Here is a 23,735-nt window from a genome sequence, read left to right as displayed (position 1 = left end):
GCGGGAGGCTATCGGCGCGCGAGTGACGGCCGGAAGCGTTTTGGTGCCCGTGGAAAGGCTTCCAGCGCAAGGAATCCGCGTTCTAGTGTTCCGGCTCCGTACCAGCGCGAACAAGGAGTGTCATGCGGCGCCTACTGACTTTTCTCGCCACGGTCGTGGCCTTGGTGATGATCGGCGCGGGATCCGCGCACGCGGCACCCGCCCCGGCGTGGCCGTTGGTGGGCGGTGATTCCACCGGCCCGGAGGTGACGTCGGCGCAGTACCTGCTCCGGCAGCGCGGCGCGCAGATCGAGGCCGACGGCATCGTCGGCCCGAAAACCCAAGCGGCGGTGAAGGCGTTCCAGACCGCACAGGGCCTGACGGCCGACGGCATCGTGGGCCCCAAGACCTGGGCCAAGCTGGTGATGAACCTCGACAACGGCGCCAGCGGAGAGGCGGTCAAGGCAGCGCAACACCAGTTGGCGCGGCACGGTTACCAGGTCAAAGCGGACGGTACGTTCGCGGCGAGCACCGCGACCGCGGTGACGGACTTCAAGACCAAGCACGGGCTCCCCGCGACGTCGCTCGTCGACGCCATCGCGTGGCAGTGGCTCATCGGCGGGACCCCCTCCGTCGCGGGCTGGTCGCTCCCGCTCTCGCGTTCCGCGCTGCCGCGCAGCGAGTACGACGATCCGCATCACGACTACCCGGCGATCGATCTGCCGGTCGGCACGGGCACCCGTGCCCTCGCCGTCACCGCGGGCACCGTGGCGCTGGTCAACGACAGTTCCTGTGGCCGAGGCGTGGTGCTGACCGCCAACGGGACCCGCTTCGTCTACTGCCACTTCTCCCAGCACGCCGTCGCGTCCGGGGCCACCGTGCAGGCAGGCCAGCTCATCGGTTACACCGGGAACACCGGCAACTCGACGGGACCGCACCTGCACTTCGGTGTCAAGATCGGCACGACCAGTCATTGTCCGCAGCGGCTGCTGCTGGCGATCTACGACGGCGTGGCACCTCCCGCTCCGTCGAGCCTGCCCACCTCGGGCTGTTCCTACTGAAACCACTGCGAAATCCGGAGAATCCCATGCGCAGATTCGCGGCGGCCCTCGCCGTCCTGATGCTGTCGGCCGGTTCGACGATCCTCACCGTGGAACCGGCCCACGCGTACGGAAACGCCTTCTTCCACACTCAGAGCAGCGGAAACCGGGGAGTGGAGGTGCTGGCGATGCAGCATCTCCTCGCCCACCACGGACACGCCGTACCCGCCACGGGTGTGTTCGATTCCGCCACGGTCGCGGCCGTGCGCGCTTTCCAGACCGCCGAAGCACTGGGAGTGGACGGTATCGCGGGCCCCAAGACCTGGGCCGCGCTGGCGCCGACGGTCCGGGCGGGCGACAGCGGGGAGGCGGTCAAGGCACTACAGGTGGAATTGAACGCCAAACGCAGGTTGAACCTGCCGGTGAGCGGCCGATTCGACGCGGCGACGACCACCGCGGTCCGTGGCTTCCAGGAACACGCGGGCATCTCCGTGGACGGTATCGCCGGGCCTGCCACGTGGAAGAACCTCGTCTGGCACCACGACTATCCCGATTTCGGCCAAGGGTTGTGCGATCAAGACCCGGACGGGAACGGAACGGCGGCCAACTGGGGAACCGGCGCCGCGGTCGCGCAGCTCGAACAGGCGGCGAAATCCTTCGCGGCCAGTGGCCGCGGAAAAGTCCCGCTGGGCGACTTCGGTTTCGAACACGGCGGCGCCATCCCCGGGCACAGCAGCCACCGGGTGGGACTCGACGTCGACCTGTGGCCGATCCGTACCGACGGCGCGCAATGCGGCGGAGGCCGGATCACCTGGCGCTCGTCCACCTACGACCGAGCGGCCACCCGTGACCTGGTCAAAGCCATCCGCGCGGCCGCGCCCGGACACGTGAAGCTCATCTTCTTCAACGACCCCACGCTGATCGACGAAGGCTTGACGACCAGCTACGCGAACCACGACAACCATCTGCACGTCCGGTACTGCGAAGCGGTGCATCCGAACAGCCTCTACGTCTGCTGATCGTTCACAGTCGGCGGCCGCGACCCCGGTTTCGGGTCGCGGCCGCCGACTGTGTTCCACGTTGCGAGCGGCGCGGAATCAGCGCCGGTAGTGGACCTTGCCACGCAACGCGGGTGAAGTGGGGCTGCCGCAACGCTGCTCGAACGTCGCGTCGAGCGCGACCAGCCCTTCGGCGCCACGTTCGATGTGCTCGATCGTGAACGTCGAATAGTCGTCGACACAGCCGAGTCCGTTGGAGATGGCCAGGATATGCGCTCCCTCTGCGTGGCTGTAGGTTCCAGCCTGCAGGTTTCCTGACGGCGCGGTGAAGTCGAGCGCGATGTAGTCGAATCCGTGGTCGGTCTCTGCGTCGACCCGCAGGGTGGCGCCGTTCTCCCAGAAGCGCACCTCGTTCTCCGGCGAGGCGGTCCAGTGACCGCTTCTGCCGCTGACGGGGTGGGCGCCCTGTTCGGCGCTGAAGTCGAGGCTCGCGACGGTTTCGGCGGACGCGGCAGGCGTCAGTGTGGTGGCCAGGCCGGCGGCGATGGCGAGCGTGGTGAGGACACGAGTGAACTTCATGGAACCCCCTGATGTCGGCCGCTCTGTGGAGCGGGTCCTCACCGATATTGCCGGTCCTCCCGCTGCCTGTCGCAAGTAGAACTACTCAACGGGACACGGTGCCTCGGAGGGGGAGTGGGCCATCACCCACCGTCCACGACATGGTGGCAACGGGTCGGCGGGCTCCGCCAATGGTAGGAATGCCTGGTGACCGAACCGAATTTGATCGAAGCAGCAGCCGAAGAGGCAGTCACCCTCACCAGTGAACTGATCCGCATCGACACCACCAACACCGGTGACCCCGACACGCTGGTCGGTGAACGCGCCGCGGCCGAGTACGTCGCCGAGAAGCTCACCGACGCGGGCTACGAGATCACCTATGTCGAGTCCGGCGGCAAGGACCGCCACAACGTGATCGTCCGGCTGCCGGGCGCCGACCCCTCGCGCGGCGCGCTCCTGATCCACGGTCACCTCGACGCCGTCCCCGCCGACGCCTCGGAGTGGTCGGTGCACCCGTTCTCCGGCGCGATCCAGGACGACTACGTCTGGGGACGTGGCGCCGTCGACATGAAGGACATGTGCGGGATGGCGCTCGCGCTGGCCCGTCACTACAAGATCAACGGCATCGTCCCGCCGCGTGACCTCGTCTTCGCGTTCCTGGCCGACGAAGAGGCGGGCGGCAAGTACGGCGCGCAGTGGCTGGTCGAGAACCGGCCGGAGCTGTTCGAGGGCGTCACCGAGGCGATCAGCGAGGTCGGCGGCTTCTCGATCACGCTGAAGGACAACGTCCGCGCGTACCTCATCGAGACGGCCGAGAAGGGCATCCGCTGGATGAAGCTGCGTGTGCGCGGCACCGCCGGCCACGGCTCGATGATCCACCGCGACAACGCCGTCACCAAGCTGTCCGAGGCCGTCGCCAGGCTCGGCAACCACCGTTTCCCCCTGGTCATGACCGACTCCGTCCGCGAGTTCCTGGACGGCGTCACCGAGATCACCGGCTGGGACTTCCCCGAAGATGACATCGAGGGTTCCGTCGCGAAACTCGGCAACATCTCCCGGATGATCGGCGCGACCCTGCGCGACACGGCGAACCCGACGATGCTCACCGCGGGCTACAAGTCGAACGTCATCCCCTCGGTCGCGGAGGCTTCGGTCGACTGCCGGATCCTCCCCGGGCGTCTCGAGGCGTTCAACGCCGAGCTCGAAGAGATCCTCGGCCCGGACATCGAGAAGGAGTGGATGGAGCTGCCGCCGGTCGAGACGACCTTCGACGGTGCCCTGGTCGACGCCATGACCAACGCGGTCCTCGCCGAGGACCCTGGCGCCCGCACGCTCCCGTACATGCTCTCCGGCGGCACCGACGCGAAGTCCTTCCAGTCACTCGGGATCCGCAACTTCGGGTTCGCCCCGCTGCAGCTGCCCGCCGACCTCGATTTCTCGGCGCTGTTCCACGGAGTCGACGAGCGCGTCCCGGTCGACGCGCTGAAGTTCGGCGTGCGCGTGCTCGACCGCTTCCTCCGTTCGGCCTGATGCCCGGTCTGCTGGCCGCCGACGGGACACCCCTGCATTTCGAACGCTGGGGTGATCCGTCGGCGCCGGTGACCGTCGTCCTGCTCCACGGGTACGCCCTCGACAGACGAAGCTGGCGCGCCATCGCGCCGGTTCTGGCGGAAGCCGCGGAGAAGCCGGTCGCGGTGCTCGCCTACGACCAGCGCGGGCACGGCGAATCGGGCGAGGTCCGGGCCGCGTCGGCGACCATGGGGCACCTCGCCGACGATCTGGCCGAGGTGCTGGAGAAGGTGATCCCCGACGGCAAGGTCGTCCTGGTCGGCCACGACATGGGCGGGCTCGCGATCCTGTCGCTCGCCCAGCGCCACCCGGACGTCTTCGCGGCGAGGGTGGCGGGGATCGGGTTGCTCGCCATGTCGGCGGGCGGTGTCACGCCGGACGCGATCTGGCCGAACGCGCTCGGCAAACTCGGCCGCGACCTGGAGATGGTCTTCGGGACCAAACTCATCGGCCTGGTGCGTGAGCACACGAGCAAGGCGGTGACCGCCGGGCTGCGGTGGTGGCTTTTCGGGGACGACCCGGTGCCCGCCGACGTCGAACTGACGGTGCGGATGATCCGCGGCAACTGGCCGCAGACGGTGTCGGCGTTCCGCCCGGCGCTGGACGCCTACACGCGGGAATCCGCGTTGTCGCAGGTCGGCGCGGTGCCGGTGATCGCGATCGTGGGGGAGCGCGACAAGCTCGTGCCCACGGCGGACGTCGAGGAGCTGGCCGGCGCGGTCCAGAACGGGACGGCCGTGGTCCTCCCCGGGGTCGGGCACGTCGTCCCACTCGAGGCGGCCCCACAGGTCGTACCCCGTCTGCTGGCCCTGGCGAACCGGGCGCACCGACAAGACTGACGTCCTTGACAAAAACTCTTTTCGGTGACACCTTCTTGGCATGTTCTCCGTTGCGGTGATCGAGGACGCGGAAGCGGCCGAAGTGTCGCTGGATCCGGTCCGGGCCAGGCTGCTCGCCGAACTCGCCGAGCCCGCGTCGGCCACTATGCTGGCCGCGCGGGTGGACCTGCCGAGACAGAAGGTGAACTACCACCTTCGCGCGCTGGAGAAGCACGGGCTGGTCGAGCTCGTCGAGGAACGGCGGAAGGGCAACGTCACCGAGCGCATGATGCGCGCGACGGCGTCCTCGTACGTCATCTCGCCGACGGCGCTCTCGGCCGTGCAGCCCGATCCGGCGCAGTCACCGGACCGGCTGTCCGCACGCTGGCTGCTCGCGGTGGCCGGGAGGCTCGTGCGCGACGTCGGCCTGCTGATCACCGGTGCGACCAAGGCGCGCAAGCGGATCGCGACCTTCGCGATCGACGGCGAGGTGCGGTTCTCCTCCGCCGCGGACCGGGCCGCGTTCGCCGAAGAGCTCACCGTCGCGATCACGAACCTGGTGAGCAAGTACCACGACGAGGGCGCCGAACAGGGCCGCGACCACCGGATCGTCGTCGCCGTCCACCCGAGTGTCAAAACCGAGGAGCGCTGAGTGGGTCACGAATTCGAGATCACCGACCGCCTCGAGGTCGACGCGACGCCCGAACAGGTCTGGGACGCCATCGCGACCGGACCGGGGATCACGTCGTGGTTCATGGGCCGCAACGAGGTCGACGGCGGCGTCGGCGGAACCGTGAAGACCGCGTTCGGCGGCTACGAACCGACGTCGGCGATCACGTCCTGGGACCCGCTGGAGCGGCTCGTCTACGGTACGGAACCCGCGCCGGACGGACGGTTCGTCGCGTACGAGTTCCTCATCGAAGGCCGCTCCGGCGGCAGCACCGTACTGCGGACCGTGACGAGCGGCTTCCTGCCCGGCGACGACTGGGAAGACGAGTTCGAGGCGATGACCGCGGGTGGTGAGCTGTTCCTCCGCACCCTCGTCGAGTATCTCAACCGGTTCGCCGGCCGGAAGGCCGTGCCGGTGACGGTGTTCGGGCCGATGATCGGGGATTGGGACAGCGCGTGGCTGAAGCTGGGCCGGGAGCTCGGCCTCGCGGGGCGGCCGGAAACGGGGGACCGGGTCCGGCTTTCCACCGACTCCGTGTCCACTGTGGAGGGCGAGGTCTACCTCGCGAACGCGCAGACGGTCGGTATCCGGACCTCGGACTCGTTCCTGCGCTTCGTGCGCGGGTTCGCCGGGCCGATGGTCGCGATGCATCACCTGTTCGGCGACGTCGATCCTGCGGAGCAGGACGGGATCTGGGCTGACTGGCTGGGCCGGGTCTTCAGGAGCTGAAGGGGCCTTTCGCCGCATCTGATGCGGTGAAGGACGCGTTCGTCGCGCGTGCCAAGGCCGTGAAGGCCTCCTTGAGGGACCCAGAGTCCCTCAAGGAGGCCTTCACGTACTTCAGGCGCTAACAGACGCCGCTTCTCAGGTGATGAGGCCGGGCAGCGGCGTAGCGGTGCGCTTCCGGCGCAACCACACCCTCCGGGTCCCGTCCGAGTAGAGCCGGACGGTCGAAAGCTCCCAGCCGGCGAACTCGGCGTGGATCGACAGCTGCGTCGCCGCCGCCCGCCGCGAAACACCAGGAGGCAGCTGCAGCCGCCGGTACTCCCAATCCCCTTCGACCACCGCCTCGTCCACGACTGTCATGGCGTGATCACCTGGATCCCTTCTCCGATGGCCGAGCCGACGACCACGCGGCCGCCCTGCTCGTCGACGGTGACCGAATCTGGCTGCCGCACGGTGGGGAACCGGTGCTTCTCGATCGGCTCTCCACCGCGGACGTCGAAACCGACGACCTCGTTGCGTTCGGTGAGCGTGACCCAGGCGAGGCCGCGCGTGCGGTCGTAGGCGATGCCGTATGCCCCGCCGGGAACGGGATAGCGCTGGCGCAACAGCAGCGGCGTCGTGGAGAACGCCAGCAGGGCGCCCGCGCGCGCGTCGGTGATGAAGACGCGGCCGAGATCGTCGGTGACGGCGTTGGCCGCACCGTCGCCTGCGCGCAGGCCCTCGCCGATCTTGCCCTCGGCGAGGTCGACGGCGAAGAGGGCAGTGCGGAGCTTGTCGAGCACGACCACACCGTCACCGGTGTTCAGCACGTCGTCGGCGCTGTAGATCTGGCCGGTGATGGTCTTCGGTCCCGCGTTCTTCGACAGCACCTCGACGGCCTTGCGGTCCCGGACGGAGACCAGCGTCGCGTCGCCGTCGGCGAGGCCGGCCGACGGCTGCCCCGCGACCGGGACCGTCTCCAGCGCGCCACCGGGCAGGGAGACCTTCGCCAGGAGACTCTTGCCGGGAACGCTGGCGAGCACCTGGGAGCCCGAGACCGTCAGGCGCTCGGCAGGACCGGGCAAGGCCACCGTCGTCTTCGGCTTGTCCAAGGCGGCGAGATCGTAGATACGCAGCGACGGCGGCTCCGAAACGGCGACGACCAGCGACTTGCTCGCCTCGTCGGTCGCCAGGGCCCGCACCCCCGGCACCGCGAACACCGAACCGGCGGGTTTGACGGTCACGGCGGGGGAGACCGCCGCGGTCGCCGCGACGGGGTTCTGCACGATCTGCAAGGAGTCGTTCGGCGTGTCGTCCGTACTGCACGACGAGAGCACCAGGACACCGGCGAGCGGGATCGCGATCCGGGAAACGGCGGACAGCCGACCCACCTTGGTGCCTCCACCTGCTAATCGTCGAACGGACTTGTCCAGCATCCTCCTGGAACTCCACCACGTCACGTCAGCGTCACCCAACAGTCACCTAATCCAGTATTCGAGACGGCTCAGAGGCCGCGTTCCGGGTACCCGACCTCGATCGCGCTGACGTCGTCGAGCGCCGAGCGGATGGCGGGCGGCAGCGTGATGTCCTCGGCTGTCAGCGAGCCGGTCAATTGACCGGTGTCACGGGCTCCGACCACGGGCGCGACCACTCCGGGCCGGTCGCGGACCCAGGCCAGCGCGACCGCCAGCGGCGAGGTGCCCAGGCCGTCCGCGGCCGTCGCGACCGCCTGCACGATCCTGGCCGCGCGATCGGTCCGGTGATGTTCGACATAGCCCGCGAAAACGCTCGAAGCGCCGCGCGAATCGGCGGGCGTCCCGCTGCGGTACTTGCCGGTGAGCACGCCCCGGCCGAGCGGCGCCCACGGCAGGAGCCCGATGCCGTGGTGCTCAGCGGCGGGGACGACCTCACGATCGACGCCGCGCTCCAGCAGCGAGTACTCGACCTGCGTCGAGACCAGCGGTGCGACGGCGGCACTGCGGGCCGCAGCGGTCGCCAGCTGCCAGCCCGAGTAGTTGGAGACGCCGACGTAGCGGACCTTTCCGCTGGTCACGGCGTATTCCAGGGCGGCGAGCGTCTCGTCGACCGGCACGGTGGTGTCCCAGGCGTGCAGCTGCCAGAGATCGATGTGGTCGGTGCCGAGCCGTCGCAGCGAGCCTTCGAGCGCGCTCAGCAGGGCACCGCGCGAGGCTCCGCCGCCGAACGGGCCGTCGGTCCGGCGGGCGACGGCCTTGGTGGCGAGCACGATGTCGTCGCGGGGGACCAGGTCGCCGAGCAGCGCGCCCAGGACGCGTTCGCTCTCGCCCTCGCCGTAGATGTCGGCGGTGTCGACCAGGGTGCCCCCGGCGTCGACGAACGCGACCAGCTGGCTGGCCGCCTCCTCCGAGTCGGTGTCGCCACCCCACGTCATGGTCCCGAGGGCCATCCGCGAGACCCGAAGTCCCGACCGGCCGAGCTGTCGCTTTTCCACGACGGGCGAGCCTAGCCGGAAGGCAAGTGCGGGTCGCGGAGCAGGTGAGCGTGTCGTGATCGAGTACCACCGTGCGGGTCATCGGCTGTCAACACCCTGAACGGAGGAGTGACACTCCGATGGATACATTCACGCCGTGCGACTCGGACTGAACTTGGGCTATTGGGGCGCGGGGAACGACGCGGCCAACCTGGCATTGGCGAAGAAGGCGGACGAACTGGACTACGCGGTCGTCTGGGCCGCGGAGGCCTACGGTTCGGACGCGCCGACGGTGCTCTCATGGGTGGCGGCGCAGACCTCACGGATCGACGTGGGCAGCGCGGTGTTGCAGATCCCCGCGCGGACACCGGCGATGACCGCGATGACCGCCGCGACCCTGGACACGCTTTCCGGCGGCCGGTTCCGCCTCGGCCTCGGTGTTTCCGGCCCTCAGGTCTCCGAGGGCTGGCACGGCGTGAAGTTCGCGTCGCCGCTCGGCCGCACGCGGGAATACGTCGAGATCGTCCGCAAGGCGCTGAGCCGCGACCGCGTCCGGTACGACGGCGACCACTTCCAGCTGCCGCTGCCCGGCGGGCCCGGCAAGGCGCTGACCCTGACCGTGCACCCCGTGCGCGAAGAGATCCCCGTGTACCTGGCCGCCATCGGCCCGAAGAACCTCGAACTGACCGGCGAGATCGCGAACGGCTGGCTGCCGGTCTTCTACTCGCCCGAGCACGCCGGTGAGCAGCTGAAGCTGATCCAGGCCGGGGCGGACAAGGCCGGGCGCTCCCTCGACGGCTTCGACGTCGTCCCCACCGTCCCGCTCGTGGTCGGTGACGACTGGAAGACCTGCGCCGACGCGGTCCGCGGATACGCGGCGCTGTACATCGGCGGGATGGGCAGCCGGGAGAAGAACTTCTACAACCAGCTCGCCTGCCGGATGGGTTTCGAGCGCGAAGCGGCCGACGTGCAGCAGAAGTACCTGGGCAAGAACTACGAAGGCGCCATGGCAGCCGTCCCGCTGGAGTTCATCGACGCGACGTCGCTGCTGGGGCCCAAGGAGCGCATCGCCGAACGGATGCAGGCCTTCGCGGAGTCCGGTGTCACGACGCTGACCGTCGCACCCGCCATGCCGGATCCCGAGGGCTCCGCACACGCCCTCGAGGTCGCAGCCGAAGCCGTCGAATCGGCCGGTGTCGCCTGATGGGATGGTTCGAAGCACTGGTCCTCGGGCTCGTCCAGGGCCTCACGGAGTTCCTGCCGATCTCGTCCAGCGCGCATCTGCGGATCACCGCGGCGCTCGCCGGCTGGGACGACCCGGGCGCCGCGTTCACCGCGGTGACCCAGATCGGTACCGAACTCGCGGTCATCCTGTACTTCTCGTCGAAGATCGGGAAGATCCTCCGCGCCTGGTTCTTCTCGATCTACAAGAAGGACTGGCGGCAGGATCCCGACGCCCGGCTGGGCTGGCTGATCATCGTCGGCTCGCTGCCGATCGTGGTGCTGGGCCTGCTGCTGCAGGACGCCATCGACGAAACCTTCCGTGACCTGCGGATCACCGCGACCACGCTGATCGTGTTCGGCCTGATCCTCCTGGTGGCCGACCGGATCGGGAAGCAGGAGCGCACCCTCGACCACCTGACCGTGCCGCACGGTCTCGGCTTCGGGTTCGCGCAGGCGCTGGCGCTGATCCCGGGTGTCTCGCGTTCCGGTGGCACCACCAGCGCCGGGCTGCTGCTCGGCTACACCCGCGCGGAAGCGGCGGAGTACTCCTTCCTGCTGGCGCTGCCGGCGGTGTTCGGCTCGGGTCTGTACAAGCTGACCGACATCGGCAAGGACGGCGCCCCGGCGCAGTGGGGGCCGACGATCCTGGCGACGCTGGTCGCCTTCGGTGTCGGGTACGCGGTCATCGCGTGGCTGATGTCGTACATCAAGACCAAGAGCTTCGTGCCGTTCGTGATCTATCGGCTCGTCCTCGGCGCGCTGCTGTTCGTCCTGATCTTCACCGGTGTCCTGGACCCCCAAGAGGGCCCGCACCTGTAACCCCCGGCGCATTTAGTCCTCTGGATGCGGTCCTTGCACGCGCAAGTACCGCATCCAGAGGACGAAACGCGGGGAGGGGGCAAAGCACGACACGTAGGGTGGGCCACGTGAGTACTGTGATCCTTCTGCGCCACGGCAAGTCGACGGCGAACGGTTCGGGTGTCCTGGCCGGGCGCACGCCCAAGGTCGGACTCGACGACACCGGCCGGGCGCAGGCGGCCGCGCTCGTCGAGCGTCTGGCGCCGGTCCCGCTCGCCGAGCTGGTGGTCTCGCCGATGCTCCGCTGCCGCCAGACGGTCGCGAAGCTGGCCGAGGCACGCGGTCTGGACAAGGTCAAAGAGCCCGGTTTGTCCGAAGTGGACTACGGCGAATGGACCGGGCGCGCGCTCAAGGATCTGGTCAAGGAACCACTCTGGCGGGTCGTGCAGGCGCATCCGTCGGCCGCGGTCTTCCCCGGCGGCGAAGGGCTCGCCGAGATGCAGGCGCGGTCGGTCGCGGCCGTCCGCGCGCACGACGCCCGGATCACCGAGAAGTACGGCGAGAACGCGGTATGGCTCTTATGCAGCCATGGCGATGTGATCAAGGCGATCCTCGCCGACGCGCTCGGCCAGCATCTCGATTCTTTCCAGCGGATCGTGGTCGACCCGGCGTCGGTTTCGGTCGTCCGGTACACCGAGACTCGTCCGTTCGTGTTGCGCGTCAACGACAACGGCGGCGACCTCGCCGGTATCGCCCCACCGCCGCCCAAGGCGAAAGCCAAGCGTGGCAAGGGAAAACAGAGCTCCGACGCGGTGGTGGGCGGTACCACCGGAGCGTGACCACTCCCGTCCGCGGTGTCACGCCACGGACGGCATCCACCGGCCCCTCACTGCCCGTAAGGTGGCCAGAACAGCAGATTCGACGACCCGGGAGCAACACCGATGATTTCGCAGGACAACCCGTTCGCCGTGCCGAGTGAGCTGCCCTACGCCCTTCCGCCGTTCGACCGGATCGCCGACGAACACTTCCTTCCCGCCTTCGAAGCGGGCCTTGCCGAGCACGCCGCCGAAATCGAAGAGATCGCCAACTCCACGGAGCCGCCGACCTTCGAGAACACGATCGTCGCGCTCGAGAAGTCCGGCAGGCTGCTGTCCCGCGTGTCCAGCGTGTTCTTCAACCTCGCCGGATCGAACGCGAACGACGAGATCCAGCGCGTGCAGGCCGAGATGGCGCCGCGGCTGGCCGCACACGCCGACGCCATCAACCTCAACCCGGCGTTGTTCGCCAGGATCAACTCCCTGTTCGAGCGAAAGGACGAACTCGGCCTCGACACCGAGTCGCTCCGTCTCCTGGAGCGGCACCACACCGACGTGCGCCGCGCCGGCGCCGGGCTGCCCGAGGCCGATCAGAAGCGGCTGCGCGAGCTGAACGAGCAGCTTTCGACGCTGTCGACCCGCTTCCAGCAGAACCTGCTCAAGGACACCAACGAACTCGCCGTGGTCGTCGACGACGTCGCGGAGCTCGCGGGACTGGGCGAGGACGAGATCGCCACCGCCGCCGAAACCGCCGGTGAGGAAGGCAAGTACGTCCTCAAGCTGACCTTGCCGACGGCGCAGGCCGCGTTGGCCTCGCTGGAGGATCGCGCGCTGCGCGAGCGGATCTTCACCGCGTCGGTCTCGCGCGGCAACCGGGGCAACGAGTCCGACAACAACGAGGTCGTGGCCGAACTGGTCCGCCTGCGTGCCGAGCGGGCCGCCGTACTCGGCTTCCCCGACCACGCGTCGTACGTCATCGAGGACGAGACCGCGAAGACCGCTCAGGCCGCTGTCGGGCTACTGGAACGTCTCGCGCCGGTCGCGGTCGCCAACGCCAAGGCGGAGGCCGAAGAACTGCAGCGCTACCTCGAAGCCGACATCCCCGGCGCGATCCTGCGCCCGTGGGACTGGGCGTTCTACGCCGAACGCGTGCGCAAGGACCGGTTCGAGGTCGACACCGCGGCGCTGCGCCCGTACTTCGAGCTGAACCGCGTGCTGACCGACGGCGTCTTCTTCGCCGCGTCGAAGCTGTACGGCCTGAGCTTCACCGAGCGGGAGGACCTGCCGAAGTACCACCCCGAGGTCCGGATCTTCGAGGTCTTCGACGCCGACGGTTCGGAACTCGGCCTGTTCCTGCTCGACTACTACGCCCGCGACTCCAAGCGCGGCGGCGCCTGGATGAACAACTTCGTCGACCAGACGAAGCTCCTGGGCACGAAGACGGTCGTGGTGAACGTGCTCAACGTCGCCAAGCCGCCGGCGGGCGAGCCGACCCTGCTGACCTTCGACGAGGTCGTCACCGCGTTCCACGAGTTCGGGCACGCGCTGCACTCGCTGCTTTCCGACGTCGTGTACCCGATGTTCTCGGGTACCAACGTCCCGCGTGACTTCGTCGAGTACCCCTCGCAGGTCAACGAGATGTGGATGCTGTGGCCGGAGGTGCTGGCCAACTACGCCAAGCACCACGTGACCGGCGAGCCGCTGCCGCAGGAGCAGATCGACAAGCTCCTCGCGTCGCAGCAGTACGGCGAAGGTTTCTCGACCACCGAGTACCTCGCGGCGTCGCTCCTCGACCAGGCGTGGCACGCCCTGGGCACCGAGGACAATGTCGACGACGTCCAGCGGTTCGAGGCCGAGGCGTTGACCAAGGCCGGGGTCGCGCTGGAAGCGGTGCCGCCGCGCTACCGCACCACCTACTTCGCGCATATCTTCAGCGGCGGCTACAGCGCCGGGTACTACTCCTACATCTGGAGCGAGGTCCTCGACGCCGACACCGTCCAGTGGTTCCGCGAAAACGGCGGGCTCTCCAGGGAGAACGGCGACCATTTCCGCCGCGAGCTGCTCGGGCGGGGCGGCAGCGTCGACCCGATGGCCGCCTTCCGTGCGTTCCGTGGCCGTGACCCGGAGATCGAGCCGCTGCTGAAGCGCCGCGGTCTCGCCGGGGCCTGATCCTCCTGACGGTCTCCCCGCCCGGGCACCCCCAGTGCCCAGGCGGGGAGACCGCGTTCAGGCGGCGAGTTCGGCGACGGCCGCGGCGACGTCGTCCACTTCCCGCTCGGTGTTGTAGTAGTGCGGGCTCAGCCGCAGGCACCAGTCGACGTCCTTGTCCCCGAAGTCGAACTGCGCGAACTCCCGGTAGCTGAGCGCCGAGTTGATCCGCCTGGCGTCCATCGCCGCCTTGAAGGGCACGGCTTCCCAGCCCTTGATGGAGAACGTCACCAAGGCACCCAGTTCCGGGCCACGGTCGAGCACTTCGACGCCCGCGATGGCGCGGAGACCGTCCCGCAGCCTGGCCGCGAGCGCGGGGGTGCGTCGTGAGATCGCCTCCAGGCCGACCTCACGGGCATACCGCGCCGCCGTCGCGCAGCCGAGCACGGTGGCGTAAGGGAATTCCCATTCCTCGAACCGGGAAGCAGACTTCGCGGGTTCATATACGCCGGGCGCGGTCCATCGGGCGCCGTGCATGTCGATGAACAGCGGCTCGTGCCCGACTGCGAGGAACCGGTCGGACACGAACAGGAACCCCGAACCGCGGGGGCCACGCAGGAATTTGCGGCACGTCGAGGTGAGCAGGTCGGCGCCGATCTCTTCGACGTCGATGGGGTACTGGCCGATCGACTGGCAGGCGTCGACCAGGTACAGCAGGCCGAGCTCCCGGCAGTGCCGTCCGATCTCGGCGACCGGCTGGACGAGCCCCGAGTTGGTCGGGATATGCGTGGCGGCGACCAGTTTCGGTTTCCTCGTGCGCATCCGGGCCGCCATGGCCTCGACGTCGACACCGCCTTCCCGCGTGTCCGGCGCGTGCACGATCTCGACGCCGAACCGCTTCCGCAGCGACAGGAACGCGATCTGGTTGGAGATGAAGTCGTTGCGGGTGGTGAGCACGACGTCGCCGGGCTCGAAGCGGATCGAGGAAAGCGCGGTGGAGTAGGCGTGGGTGGCGCTCGCCGCGAAGGCGATGTTGCGCGGCCGCGCGTTGATCAACGCGGCGATCTCGCGGTAGAAGCCCGCGACCTGATCCGACCGTGCCGCGGCGGCCTCGTAGCCGCCGAACTCGGCTTCGAGATTCAGATGATCGAGCATGGCGGCCAGTACCGGCTTCGCCAGGAGCCCGCAGCCCGCGTTGTTGAAGTGGACGACCTTCTCGCTGCCCGGTGTATCGGCCCGCAGCGCGGGAACGTCCAGTAGTGATTCCGTGGGATTTTCAGTAGCACTATCATAGTCTTTCATGTCGGATAGTAGCACTTCCGCCCTCGTTCTCCAGCTGCGTTCCCTGATCCGCACGGCGGCCGCGGGGGACCGGTTGCCCAGCAGCCGGGAGCTGATCGAGCGATACCGAGTCGGCCCGGTGACCGTCTCGCGCGCGATCGCTCTGCTGGCGGCCGAGGGCGCTGTCGTGACCCGACCTGGAAGCGGGACGTATGTGGCTGCCAGGCCGTCGACGGCGGACGGGCCACTCGACACGGCATGGCAGACCGTCGCGCTGACCGATCGCAGCGTCGACACCACATCGCTCACCGGCGTCCTCGGCCCGCCACCGGAGGGCGCGATCCTCCTCGACGGCGGATATCCGCACCGATCACTGCAGGCGACCCGTTTCCTGAGCGCGGCGCTCGCGCGGGCGGGGCGCCGTCCGGATTCCTGGGATCGGGCCCCCGCTTCCGGGCTGGCCGCGCTGAGGTCGGTGTTCGCGGGGCCCGCCGGTGCGTCACCGGACGACGTCCTGATCACCGCCGGCGGTCAGAGCGGGCTCTCCATGGCGTTCCGGGCGATCGCGGCGCCCGGCAGCCCGGTCCTCGTCGAGTCGCCGACCTATCCGGGAGCGCTCGCCGCCGCGCGGGCGGCGGGGCTCCGCCCGGTGCCGGTTCCCCTCGACGACGACGGGGTCCGGCCGGATCTGCTGGCGGAGGCGTTCGCGATGACCGGCGCCCGGCTCTTCTACTGCCAGCCCACGTTCCACAACCCGACCGGGACCGTGCTCACGGCGGAACGCCGCACCCAGGTGCTCGAGGTGGCGCGGGCGACGGGTGCTTTCGTGCTGGAGGACGACTTCGCGCGGCACCTCGCCCACGGAGTCACGACACCGCGTCCGCTGATCGCCGACGATCGCGACGGTACGGTCGTGCATCTGACGTCGGTGACCAAAGCCGCCGCGCCGAGCCTCCGGATCGGGGCGCTGATCGCGCGTGGACCCGTTCTCGACCGGATGAAGGCGATCCGGCGGGTCGACGACTTCTTCGTCTCCCGTCCGCTGCAGGAGGCGGCCCTCGAACTGCTCAGCGCGCCGTCCTGGGAACGTCACGTGCGGAAGCTGGGCTCCGAACTGCGACAGCGATGCGGAAAGGCGGCCGCGGCGCTGGCGGGGGAGTGTCCTGAGTGGACTGTCGCGCGGTTGCCCGAGGGCGGGTTGCATCTGTGGGTGCGGCTGCCGGCGGGGAGTGACGCGAACGCCGTCGCCCGCGCGGCGAGAGAGCGGGGAGTCGTGGTGGGGGCGGGGGACCGGTTCTTCGCCGCCGAACCGGCCGGACCGTTCCTCCGGCTCGGCTTCGCCGCCGCGGCCGACGTCGCCGAGCTCGTCGAAGGCGTCAAGCGACTGCGTTAAATGTATAACGACCTATACAGTGGGCCTCAGGCCAAAATCGCGTCAAGCAACAGATAAACACCACCGCCGAGGACGACACCGGCGGCTATCCCGGCCGTGACCTCGGCTTTGGTGTGGTCCCCGAGTTCGACGCGGGACCAGCAGACCCAGCCGACGCCGAGGAAGACCAAGGCGAGCCAGGGGCCGTAGACACGGATCAGCATCACGGCCGCGCCCGCCGCCACCATCGCGTGCATCGAGATCTTGAACTCGAGCCCGAAGGTGATCGCGAGCGCGGCCACCAGGCAGACGAGTTCGGCGGCCGCGAGCGCGATCATCTCGTGCGGGGCGTCGCCGGCGATCAGGACGACGAAGCCTGCGGTCAGCGAGCCGATGCAGACCGCGAACGGGATGAGCCGCCCGGCGCGATCGGTGACGTGGTGGCTGTCCCACTTGCCCTTCCTGGCGCCGCGCACGATCACGGCCATCGGGATCAGCGAGCCGGTGACGCCGACGACGAGACCCCAGAGCACCGTCTCGCCGACGTGGTATCCGGTGACCTTCCAGGCGACGATCAGCGGGAGACCGAGCACCCAGACCCAGGGAGCGAGCACCTCGGTCGCGATCCGCGCGAGCCGTCGGCGGGTCCCGGGGGCTTCCGTGGTCTGGGTCGGCATCGCGTGTGGTCTCCTCGGTAATCGTGGCCGGAGCGGCTCCTGCCGGACTCGCGCCCGGCAGGAGCGGTGATCATCGTTCCAGACCCCGGCGGCCCGCCCGCGCGAGGATGTCCGCGCTTGCCGGGTCCGCCCGCGCAGCCTCGTCGAAATTCTCCTTGGGCAGCACAGTGTTTCCCGCCACGGTCACCGTCTCGGGTGGGGTGTCGTAGCCGTCGGGCAGGACGTCCCAGAAGTTGCCGATGAAGGCGACGTTCTCCATCGGCGGGCCCACCTGGAGCACGATCGGGGTGTCGGCGCGGTGGACGATGTTGCCGAGGACGGTGACCCACGCTGCGCCGTAGTCGGTGTAGAGGCCGAAGTTGTACGAGGTGAGGACGTCGCGGACGACGTTGCCGCGGACCAGTGCCCCGCCGGCGAACGACGAGCCCTGTGGTGCCGACAGGTAGATCCCGCCGCCGTCCATGAGCTTGCCCATGCTGCGCTCGACGAGATTCGAGATCACCTGCGTGCCCTTGGCGCGCTCGCCGCCGGTGATCACGATGCCGTTGTGCGGGACGTCGTGGATCTCGTTGTGTGCCACGGAGGTCTCCGCGGACTCGACGACGAGGACGGCGGGCGAACCGCGGTACTCGGTGCCGATGTGATGGACGAGGTTGTCTTCGACCGCGACCCGGGTGCTCGTGTGGACGGCGATCCCGCTGCCCGAGATCTCGTCGAAGACGTTCGCCAGGATCCGCACGTCGGTGGCGTCCTCGATCAGCAGACCTCCTGCGCCGAGCCGGGTGAAGTGGTTGCCCTCCAGGGCGACCCGGCTGACCGACGCGAGGCTGACGTTGGCGGGCAGCTGGACCGGCTCGGCGGGCACGTGGACGTAGCCCACGTCCGCGCCGAGGTCGATCTTCTGGAAGTCGCCCCGTTCGTAGCGTGCGTTGCCGTGGTAGTGCAGGTAGCCGCCGGTGCGATCGGGACCGGACCAGGTCGCGTCGGTGAAGGTGAGGCCGCGCAGCACGAGGTCGTGGACACCTTGTCCGCTGATGAGCGTTTCGAGCACCGGAGCGACGACGTTGGTCTCGTTGAGCTTCTCGCCTGGACGCGGGCGGTAGTGCAGGACGTGATCGCCTGTGTCGGTGCGGCGGACGGCGAAGGTTCCCGGTTCGGTCAGGAAGGCCACGTTGTTCTCGAGCGTGGACGGTGCGGCCAGGCCGTCCCAAGCGCCGTCGCCACCGGCGCCGTACCACTTGGCGTCGTAGAGGGATTTGGCGTTGTCGAAGGCGGGCTGAGCCATCGTGATCGTGGTCGAGGAGGCGTCACCGGAGATGGACGCGACCGGGATCCGGGCTTCGGACCACGGGTAGACGCCCGGGTAGACGAACTCCAGCCCGGAGGGGTCCGGCCACGACTGAGGCTCCACGCTGTCCGTGACGTAACCGGCGCCTGTTTTCGTCACGCTTCCCGGGAGTCCATCCGTGCGGGCTGCTCGGGTCGCGGGCTTGCCGTCGACGGTGAGCCGCCGCGGTGTCAGGTCGCCGATCGGCGCGGTCCAGACACCGTCGTCGCCTGTCGACCAGCCGGTGATCTCGCGGCCGCCGCACAGTTCGACGTTTGCCTGGTCGGCTGTTCCGTAGCCGTGTGCCTGGTAGATCACGCGGAAGCCGTTCGAGCCGGAATCGCCCTGCGTGTCAGTGAAAGAAAGGAGTTCGTCCAATCGGTAGACGCCCGTCGCGAAGGAAACGACGACGTCGCCGGTCATGGTGGCCGTCGCGGCGCGGACCGCCTTCTGAGCGGCTTTCGGCGTGGCGAATGGCTGGTCGGCGGTCCCAGGCCAGTCGTCTCTGCCGTCCGGGGATGCGAAGAACCTGATTTCGGGCATGCTGAAGCGCTCCTGCGAGAGGTATATGGGATATACTGAGGTTTATCAGCTAAACACGAACGAGCGAAGAGCGTCAAGGAGCAGCGGGTGGCGGAAGACGACGCGCAGCCGGATCCGGAGCGTGCGATCGAACTGCTGTGGGGGACTTCCGAGCCGGAGCGGCCGGGATTGAGTCTCGGCCGGATCGTCGCGGCGGCCGTCGAGGTCGCGGACGCCGAAGGGCTCGCCTCACTGTCGATGCGCAAGGTCGCGGAACGGTTCGGCACCACCACCATGTCGCTCTACCGGTACGTCCCCGGCAAGGCGGAACTGGTGGAACTCATGCGTGACGCGGTGTACGGCGAGTTTCCGATGGGGTCTTCGGAGGGGCTCGGCTGGCGGGCCGGCCTCGAACGGTGGGCGCGGCGGGCCCGGGAGATGTACGACCGGCATCCGTGGCTGGTCCACAGCGCCGGGTCCCGCCGCCTGCCGGGGCCGAACATCATGGCCGGCTACGACCACGCGCTGGACGTGGCCTCGCGTAGCGGTCTGGCGCCGGCGCAGGTGATCGCGGTGGTGAACCTGGTGGGCGGATTCGTCGAGTCGGCCGCGCGTCAGGCGGGGGAGGCCGCGGAACTCCAGCGGCGCACAGGGGTGACCCATGAGCGTTGGTGGAGCGAACGCGAGTCGCTCTTCGAGCGTCTGGACCGCTATCCGGCGCTGGAGCGGCTGTGGAAGGCCGGGGGAATGGATGCTCCGCTGGACGCCTTCGAGTTCGGGCTGAGGAGGACCCTCGATGGTATCGAGGCGCTCATCCAAAGCCAGGGGAGTGAGGTAATCAGTGACGATAACGGGGGAGGGGAGTGCGTCGTCTGCGGTAAGCCCTTGGCCGGGGGAGGGCGAGGCCGGCCTCGGGACTACTGCTCGCGGGCGTGCCAGCAACGCGCCTACCGGCGTCGTCAGGCTCAAAGTGTATAACGACCTATTCAGTCGAGCTTGGAACAAGATCAACTTCAGGCTCAGTGTAAAACCCGCAAAGACTGTCGGAGGCTCTGGCTAGGGTTGTCCGGTGATCACCGAAGTCTTGCTGGAGCAGCTGGAAGAGGACGCCTCATCGGCTGTGCTCTTCCAGGGCTTTCTGGAGCCTGGAGCACAGGCGGCCCAGGCGCTGCTCGTGCTGGGGAAGGTCGCCCGCACCCGGTTCTGGATGCCTCCGTCCATGGTGAACCGGCTGATCGCCGAGTCCGATCCGGTGTTCACCGCGGATCGGACGACGCTGCGCGCGGAGGCTTTTTCGCCGTGCTGTGGCTTGTACGCCAGGCTGGATCTCCTGGAAGCGGGTGACCTCGGCGAGGGTTGTACCAATGTGGACCTGTCCGAGGCGACGCGAACCGTTCTGGCCGGAGTCGTCGCCCGGGATCCGTTGCACTTGACCGTTCGTGGCGAGGGAATCCGGCTCCGCACGCTCGACGGGCAGAACGACGAGTCCGTGGTGCCGCTGCCGGATCGCTGGGTGTCGGGGTTCGCCGAGGTCGCCGCCGTCACGGCGGGAGCGGTCGAGAAGGCGGAGCTGGACAAGGCGGAGGCGCGGAACTTCCTGCGGAGGCTGCCCACTTCGGTCGGCCAGTCGTGGGCGGTGGCGTCGGGTCGTGGGCTACGGCTGACGTCACGATCAGGCCGGGACTCGATCCCGGCGACCGGGCTCCATCGGTTGCGGGTCGTCGAGCCGCTCGTTCGGTTCGCTCAGGGGCTGACCGTCTACACGCGACCGGACAGCGAGGTCGCGACCTGGGTGCTCCGGTTGGAGCGAGCGCGGCTCGTCGTCACGTTGTCTCCGGAGCCGTCCCGGGGTTTCTCGGGTGAAGGCGGTTGGTTGAACGCGTTGGCGGCGGGTCTCGATGCGCCGGAACTCGTCGCTGGTCGCGCCGGTCACGACGTCGTCGACGGCACGTGGTTCCCGCGCGAGCTGCCGAGCGGGACTGCTCCGGCGAACGGCCGGCTCGCGAAAGCCCGCGAGCTGCTCGCCGCCGGAGCCGTCCACAAGTTGGCGGACGGTGGCTACGAGATCACCCGTGCCGGCTCGGTGCAGCGCGTCCGGCTTTCGCCCGCCGGCTGCACGTGCGCGTGGTGGGCCAAGCATCAGGAGAACCGAGGTCCTTGTTCGCATGTGCTGGCGGCCAGGATGTCAGCCGCTGAGTCGTGACGCCGCCTTCGCCGCTTTCGAACTGCCCTTGAAGCCGATGAGCCACTCTTTCGTTTCGGCGCTGATCGTGCCCGCGCCGCGGTCCACGAGGTCCGCGGCGAGTTCCAGCAACGCGAAGATGCCGCGGTGTGAGGGCGCCAGCTTCGGCAGCAATGTGTCGAGTGTGGACAGTACGGCGATCGGGTGTTCGTTCGCGATGACCGAGAGCCGGGGTGCCAGTCGCGTGATGATGAGCTGCGGCCCGAGTGCGCCCAACGCCTCGCCGAGTGCGCGAGGGCCGAGCATCCGACGGTCCAGCAGGGTCAGCACGGCGTCCGTGCCGAGCTGGACGGCGGCGGGGCGTTTCAGCGCGAGGGTGGTGGCGAGGAGCATCGTGCCGGGGATGCCCGGGACCGAGGGGCTGTCGAGGAACGGAGGCAGCGCGGCCTTCTCCACGGGATAGCCGACTTCGATGTCGTTGAAGTACAGGTTTCCGGCGACGGTGGCTTCGAGGTGGTCGCGGTCGTAGGGGGAGGAGACCGCTTCGTGGCATTCGGTGAAGCCGAGCCACTCGGGGGCCCGGTTCTCGAAGAGCACGCCCAGCCAGGGAACTTCCGGTGCGGCGGGTTCCGGGGTTCGTTCGATGTCCAGTGTGTTCGAGCCGTAGTCGGTAAGGCCGGCTTTCAGTGTCCAGGTGATCGGCGGGCCGGGTTCGCCGCGGAGTGCGGCGGCGGGGTCTGCGGATTCGGGGTGTCGGGCGCGGGCGGCGGCGAGGGCGGTCCAGCCGGTGTCGCCGATGGCCGGTCCGCCGAGGGCGTAGCGGATGGTGTCGGCGTGCGGTCCGGTGAGTTCCGAGGCGAGCGCGAGGGCCGCGGGTCGCGTGTCGGGGGCGAGGCGGAGCAGTGCGTCGGCGACGTCGTCCTCTGCCGCGTCCGGGTGTTCGAGCATGCGGGCGACGAAGACGACGGGGTCGAGCCAGCCGCCGTGGTGGGTGGCGGCGGAGACGGGGACGGCGGTGCCTTCGAGCAGGGCGGTGATCCGGTGGTGGAGGGGGCGGCGCCAGCCGTCGACCTGAGGTAGAGGGGCGACGTCACGGCCAGCGAGGCCGAGGACGAGCGTGGCGATCATCTTCGGTACCGCCGCGCTGTACTGCTGGGCGGCGATTCGCGCGGCGCGTTTCACCAGCGGTTTGAGGGCGTCCTGGAGTTCGCCGGCGACACGGTGGGCCCCGTCGAGGGCGGCCAAGAGGAGGTCGGCCTGGTCGGGGTCGGCGAGCAGGGAGGAGAGGGCTTCGGCGACCGCGGCCGGGGTGTCGGGGACTTCGAGCGGGACGGTCAGCGTTTTGCGCTGGTCCCACGGTGTTCGGGTGGGTTCCGGGTACTCGGTGGTCTCGATGACGGGCGGCGTCTCAGGGGTGACACCGAGCTGGGCGGTGGCGATGGCGCGGACGTCGGAGGCGTCGTGGGTGATCGCCGCTTCGAAGACTTCGTTGGCGAGGTCGGTGAGCTCGGGTCGCCGGTCGGCGATACGGCCGGCGAGTTTGAGTGCGAGTTTGGCGGTGGCGGCGCCGCGTCCGGCTGCTGCGGCGGGGAGGTGCTGGAGCGCGACTTCGTCGTCGAGCGTGCCCTGTTTGTCCACAAGGGACAGTGCTTTGACGGCGAAGGAGACGGTGCGGGGGAGGCTACTTCCGCACAGCCGGGCGTAGCGGTGCTGCGCCGCGGTGCGTTCGTCCGGGGTGGGGGCGAGCGCTTCGTGGAGTGCGGCGTACCACTGGGCGCGGAAGGCGGCGAAGTCGCGGGCGAGGACGTCGAGGGTGAGGTCGAGGAGCCGGGTGCGGTCGAGTTCGCCGGTCTCGGTGAGTTCGAGCAGTGCGGTGGACCATTTGTCCTGGTCGCGGACGTACTTGTCGAAGGCGGCGAAGCTCCCGTCGCCGTTGCCTTCGATCGTGAGCAGTTCCCAGATCTCGGTGAGGGCTTCGCGTTCGGTCCGGAGCCGTTCGGCCAGCGATTTCCCGCGGAAGCGTTCGGCCCAGCGGAACCAGCCGGTGTGGTATTCCGGTGTCCGGATGGGTTCGAGGTCGCCGTCGAGGACCATGCGGCGGACGGCTTCCCAGGCGGTGTGGTGGCCGATCATGCGCAGCGCGATCGTCTTGCGTTCGGTGAGCGAGCGGTCCTGCAGGACGCGTTCGAGGATCGTGGGCGAGGCGATCCAGAGTTTGCGCAGCAGGGGGTCGCTCGCGGGGAGTGCGGTCCAGAGGGCGGTCGCGGCTTGCTGGGCCCTGAGCGGGTTGCGGGCGCCGTAGGTGTCGGGCTTGATCTCGACGAACTCGCGGCTGTCCTTGAAGGTGGCCAGGAGTTCGGGGACGAGGGCTTTCCGCTCGGCTTGGGAAAGCTCGAGGGCCCTGGTGAGGACTTCCGAGGGCTGGCCGGTGAGGAGCTCGTCGAGGTGCACGGGTCCATTGTGGCGTGAGCACCGCACTCGCGTGATTGGAGGCGGAACTCGCGTGATCAGGGGCGGAACACCCGAGTTCCGCCTCCAATCACGCGAGTCACGTCCCTGATCACGCGAGTCACGCCTTCGGTCACGCCACGCGGCTGCCCACC

Annotated in this window: 21 protein-coding genes; 13 read left to right on the top strand and 8 right to left on the bottom strand. The window is 68.9% G+C overall.

What is annotated here, in order from left to right; translation table 11 throughout:
- The first annotated feature begins 122 nt into the window (after nt 1-122).
- Nucleotides 123-1,040 carry a peptidoglycan-binding protein gene (locus tag AB8M46_RS20605; protein ID WP_394361214.1) on the top strand — a complete coding sequence of 306 codons (918 nt, stop codon included), beginning with the start codon at nt 123-125 and terminating at the stop codon, nt 1,038-1,040.
- 26 nt (nt 1,041-1,066) lie between these two features.
- Nucleotides 1,067-2,038, top strand: coding sequence for a penicillin-insensitive murein endopeptidase (locus tag AB8M46_RS20600; RefSeq protein WP_394361213.1), 972 nt, complete (start codon nt 1,067-1,069; stop codon nt 2,036-2,038).
- Between the two features lie 78 nt (nt 2,039-2,116).
- Here AB8M46_RS20600 and AB8M46_RS20595 read toward each other — a convergent pair whose 3' ends face one another.
- Complete coding sequence (locus AB8M46_RS20595) at nt 2,117-2,596, bottom strand: hypothetical protein (protein WP_037338286.1); 480 nt, start codon at nt 2,594-2,596, stop codon at nt 2,117-2,119.
- Nucleotides 2,597-2,782: 186 nt separating this feature from the next.
- Here AB8M46_RS20595 and AB8M46_RS20590 point away from each other — a divergent pair, with 186 nt between their 5' ends.
- The 4 genes from AB8M46_RS20590 to AB8M46_RS20575 are packed head-to-tail and all read left to right on the top strand — an operon-like array spanning nt 2,783 to nt 6,361.
- The gene (locus AB8M46_RS20590; protein WP_037338283.1) at nt 2,783-4,105 is read left to right on the top strand and encodes a M20/M25/M40 family metallo-hydrolase; all 1,323 of its coding nucleotides are present in this window, start codon (nt 2,783-2,785) and stop codon (nt 4,103-4,105) included.
- A complete protein-coding gene (locus AB8M46_RS20585) occupies nt 4,105-4,983 on the top strand; it encodes an alpha/beta fold hydrolase (protein WP_378429470.1) in 879 nt (292 codons plus the stop codon). The genes AB8M46_RS20590 and AB8M46_RS20585 overlap by 1 nt, the downstream gene beginning before the upstream one ends.
- A 40-nt stretch (nt 4,984-5,023) precedes the next feature.
- Nucleotides 5,024-5,614: a winged helix-turn-helix domain-containing protein gene (locus tag AB8M46_RS20580; RefSeq protein WP_394361212.1), complete on the top strand. Its 591-nt coding sequence runs from the start codon at nt 5,024-5,026 to the stop codon at nt 5,612-5,614.
- Complete coding sequence (locus AB8M46_RS20575; RefSeq protein ID WP_394361211.1) at nt 5,615-6,361, top strand: SRPBCC domain-containing protein; 747 nt, start codon at nt 5,615-5,617, stop codon at nt 6,359-6,361.
- A gap of 135 nt (nt 6,362-6,496) precedes the next feature.
- Here the strand turns inward: AB8M46_RS20575 and AB8M46_RS20570 are convergent, their stop codons facing one another.
- From AB8M46_RS20570 to AB8M46_RS20560, 3 genes are all read right to left on the bottom strand, one after another.
- Nucleotides 6,497-6,718, bottom strand: coding sequence for a DUF5703 family protein (locus tag AB8M46_RS20570; protein WP_016334446.1), 222 nt, complete (start codon nt 6,716-6,718; stop codon nt 6,497-6,499).
- Complete coding sequence (locus tag AB8M46_RS20565; RefSeq protein WP_394361210.1) at nt 6,715-7,728, bottom strand: YncE family protein; 1,014 nt, start codon at nt 7,726-7,728, stop codon at nt 6,715-6,717. The genes AB8M46_RS20570 and AB8M46_RS20565 overlap by 4 nt, the downstream gene beginning before the upstream one ends.
- Nucleotides 7,729-7,841: 113 nt before the next feature.
- Entirely contained in the window at nt 7,842-8,807 is a 966-nt protein-coding gene (locus AB8M46_RS20560) for an aldo/keto reductase (RefSeq protein WP_037338267.1), read from the bottom strand.
- Nucleotides 8,808-8,943: 136 nt separating this feature from the next.
- Between AB8M46_RS20560 and AB8M46_RS20555 the strand changes: the two genes are divergently transcribed.
- The 4 genes from AB8M46_RS20555 (at nt 8,944) to AB8M46_RS20540 (ending at nt 13,792) form a co-directional block, all read left to right on the top strand.
- Complete coding sequence (locus AB8M46_RS20555; RefSeq protein ID WP_394361209.1) at nt 8,944-9,990, top strand: LLM class F420-dependent oxidoreductase; 1,047 nt, start codon at nt 8,944-8,946, stop codon at nt 9,988-9,990.
- Complete coding sequence (locus AB8M46_RS20550; RefSeq protein ID WP_037311927.1) at nt 9,990-10,829, top strand: undecaprenyl-diphosphate phosphatase; 840 nt, start codon at nt 9,990-9,992, stop codon at nt 10,827-10,829. Before AB8M46_RS20555 ends, AB8M46_RS20550 begins: the two co-directional genes overlap by 1 nt.
- A 107-nt stretch (nt 10,830-10,936) precedes the next feature.
- Nucleotides 10,937-11,647 carry a histidine phosphatase family protein gene (locus AB8M46_RS20545; protein WP_394361208.1) on the top strand — a complete coding sequence of 237 codons (711 nt, stop codon included), beginning with the start codon at nt 10,937-10,939 and terminating at the stop codon, nt 11,645-11,647.
- Between the two features lie 102 nt (nt 11,648-11,749).
- On the top strand, nt 11,750-13,792 hold the full coding sequence (locus AB8M46_RS20540; RefSeq protein ID WP_394361207.1) for a M3 family metallopeptidase: 2,043 nt from the start codon (nt 11,750-11,752) through the stop codon (nt 13,790-13,792).
- A 57-nt stretch (nt 13,793-13,849) separates the two neighbouring features.
- Here AB8M46_RS20540 and AB8M46_RS20535 read toward each other — a convergent pair whose 3' ends face one another.
- Nucleotides 13,850-15,073, bottom strand: coding sequence for an aminotransferase class V-fold PLP-dependent enzyme (locus AB8M46_RS20535; RefSeq protein WP_394361206.1), 1,224 nt, complete (start codon nt 15,071-15,073; stop codon nt 13,850-13,852).
- Between AB8M46_RS20535 and AB8M46_RS20530 the strand changes: the two genes are divergently transcribed.
- Nucleotides 15,072-16,445: a PLP-dependent aminotransferase family protein gene (locus tag AB8M46_RS20530; RefSeq protein ID WP_394361205.1), complete on the top strand. Its 1,374-nt coding sequence runs from the start codon at nt 15,072-15,074 to the stop codon at nt 16,443-16,445. The genes AB8M46_RS20535 and AB8M46_RS20530 overlap by 2 nt on opposite strands.
- Nucleotides 16,446-16,471: 26 nt before the next feature.
- On the opposite strand, the gene AB8M46_RS20525 is transcribed toward AB8M46_RS20530, so the two are convergent.
- Both AB8M46_RS20525 and AB8M46_RS20520 read right to left on the bottom strand, forming a co-directional pair.
- Nucleotides 16,472-17,101 (bottom strand): hypothetical protein, encoded by a 630-nt coding sequence (locus tag AB8M46_RS20525; RefSeq protein ID WP_394361204.1) that lies wholly within the window; start codon nt 17,099-17,101, stop codon nt 16,472-16,474.
- Nucleotides 17,102-17,171: 70 nt separating this feature from the next.
- Complete coding sequence (locus tag AB8M46_RS20520; protein ID WP_394361203.1) at nt 17,172-18,971, bottom strand: right-handed parallel beta-helix repeat-containing protein; 1,800 nt, start codon at nt 18,969-18,971, stop codon at nt 17,172-17,174.
- 87 nt (nt 18,972-19,058) lie between these two features.
- Between AB8M46_RS20520 and AB8M46_RS20515 the strand changes: the two genes are divergently transcribed.
- Both AB8M46_RS20515 and AB8M46_RS20510 read left to right on the top strand, forming a co-directional pair.
- Complete coding sequence (locus tag AB8M46_RS20515; RefSeq protein WP_394361202.1) at nt 19,059-19,928, top strand: TetR/AcrR family transcriptional regulator C-terminal domain-containing protein; 870 nt, start codon at nt 19,059-19,061, stop codon at nt 19,926-19,928.
- 91 nt (nt 19,929-20,019) lie between these two features.
- A complete protein-coding gene (locus tag AB8M46_RS20510) occupies nt 20,020-21,153 on the top strand; it encodes an SWIM zinc finger family protein (protein WP_394361201.1) in 1,134 nt (377 codons plus the stop codon).
- Here AB8M46_RS20510 and AB8M46_RS20505 read toward each other — a convergent pair.
- A complete protein-coding gene (locus tag AB8M46_RS20505) occupies nt 21,136-23,583 on the bottom strand; it encodes a DUF6493 family protein (protein WP_394361200.1) in 2,448 nt (815 codons plus the stop codon). The genes AB8M46_RS20510 and AB8M46_RS20505 overlap by 18 nt on opposite strands.
- Nucleotides 23,584-23,735: the final 152 nt, after the last annotated feature.

The sequence above is a fragment of the Amycolatopsis sp. SB7-3 genome, from assembly GCF_041021335.1.
GTDB classification, from domain to species: Bacteria; Actinomycetota; Actinomycetes; order Mycobacteriales; family Pseudonocardiaceae; genus Amycolatopsis; species Amycolatopsis japonica.
This window is presented reverse-complemented; position numbering and strand designations above follow the sequence as displayed.

Excerpts from the sequence above, each read along its gene's own strand:
- AB8M46_RS20535 (WP_394361206.1), bottom strand. The coding sequence starts at position 15,073 with ATGAAAGACTATGATAGTGCTACTGAAAATCCCACGGAATCACTACTG.
- AB8M46_RS20530 (WP_394361205.1), top strand. The coding sequence starts at position 15,072 with ATGTCGGATAGTAGCACTTCCGCCCTCGTTCTCCAGCTGCGTTCCCTG.
- AB8M46_RS20585 (WP_378429470.1), top strand. The coding sequence starts at position 4,105 with ATGCCCGGTCTGCTGGCCGCCGACGGGACACCCCTGCATTTCGAACGC.
- AB8M46_RS20525 (WP_394361204.1), bottom strand. The coding sequence starts at position 17,101 with ATGCCGACCCAGACCACGGAAGCCCCCGGGACCCGCCGACGGCTCGCG.
- AB8M46_RS20600 (WP_394361213.1), top strand. The coding sequence starts at position 1,067 with ATGCGCAGATTCGCGGCGGCCCTCGCCGTCCTGATGCTGTCGGCCGGT.
- AB8M46_RS20580 (WP_394361212.1), top strand. The coding sequence starts at position 5,024 with ATGTTCTCCGTTGCGGTGATCGAGGACGCGGAAGCGGCCGAAGTGTCG.
- AB8M46_RS20520 (WP_394361203.1), bottom strand. The coding sequence starts at position 18,971 with ATGCCCGAAATCAGGTTCTTCGCATCCCCGGACGGCAGAGACGACTGG.
- AB8M46_RS20570 (WP_016334446.1), bottom strand. The coding sequence starts at position 6,718 with ATGACAGTCGTGGACGAGGCGGTGGTCGAAGGGGATTGGGAGTACCGG.
- AB8M46_RS20540 (WP_394361207.1), top strand. The coding sequence starts at position 11,750 with ATGATTTCGCAGGACAACCCGTTCGCCGTGCCGAGTGAGCTGCCCTAC.
- AB8M46_RS20605 (WP_394361214.1), top strand. The coding sequence starts at position 123 with ATGCGGCGCCTACTGACTTTTCTCGCCACGGTCGTGGCCTTGGTGATG.
- AB8M46_RS20550 (WP_037311927.1), top strand. The coding sequence starts at position 9,990 with ATGGGATGGTTCGAAGCACTGGTCCTCGGGCTCGTCCAGGGCCTCACG.
- AB8M46_RS20595 (WP_037338286.1), bottom strand. The coding sequence starts at position 2,596 with ATGAAGTTCACTCGTGTCCTCACCACGCTCGCCATCGCCGCCGGCCTG.